This is a genomic window from Arhodomonas sp. KWT (genome assembly GCF_010993615.1).
The window spans coordinates 1-782 of sequence record NZ_WNXE01000783.1; the positions used below are offsets into that span (position 1 = coordinate 1).

Annotated in this window: 1 protein-coding gene; it reads right to left on the bottom strand. The window is 73.5% G+C overall.

Translation table 11 applies throughout. The features are described from left to right. Positions 1-11: 11 nt before the first annotated feature. Positions 12-782, bottom strand: a 771-nt coding sequence (locus G7A99_RS22380; protein ID WP_163144212.1) for a DMT family transporter, incomplete at its 5' end; no start/stop codon positions are given.

Here is a 782-nt window from a genome sequence, read left to right on the forward strand (position 1 = left end):
GCTCGCCTACCTCACGGGGATTCTGTCGCGCTGGCTCCTCGGCGGCGGCTGAGCCGGCGACCACCGGTGTTCACGAGTGCCACGCCGGCCATCACCACCGCGAGCCCGGCGATGGCCCGCGGCGCCAGGCGCTCGTCGAAGAGCAGGTAGCCGAGGATCACGGTGAACGGCGGGGCGAGGTAGAACAGGCTGGCCACCTTCGCCGCGGCGCCATGACGGATCAGCGCGAACAGCAGCCCCACCGCGCCCACCGAGAGCACCAGCACCAGCCAGGCCAGGGCGAAGACGAACTCGCCGGTCCAGTCGATGGCGCGGGTCTCCAGGGCCAGCGCCGGCAGGAACAGGGCCACCGCGCAGGCGCCGAACTGAATCGCCCCGCCGGTGCGCAGGTCCGTGGCCGGGCAGAAACGCTTCTGGTAGAGCGTGCCGAAGGTGATCGACAGCAGTGCCAGTACCGCGCCGCCCAGGCTGACCGCCGAGGCCGTCGCCCCCTCGATGCGGCTGGACACCACCAGTACCACCCCGGCCAGGCCCAGGAGCAGGCCGGCCCATTGCCGGGCGGTGACCCGCTCGCCCAGCACCAGGCCGGCGAGGGCCGCCGTGAGCACGGGCTGCAGCGAGACGATGATCGCGGTCACCCCGGCGGCCAGGCCGTGGCCGATGGCCCAGAAAACGCCGCCGAGATAGCCGCCGTGGACGAGCAGCCCGGCGACCACGATGTGGCCGGTGCCGCGTGCCGTGTCCGGCCAGGGGGCGCGGGTGATCACCGCGACGGCGGCGAG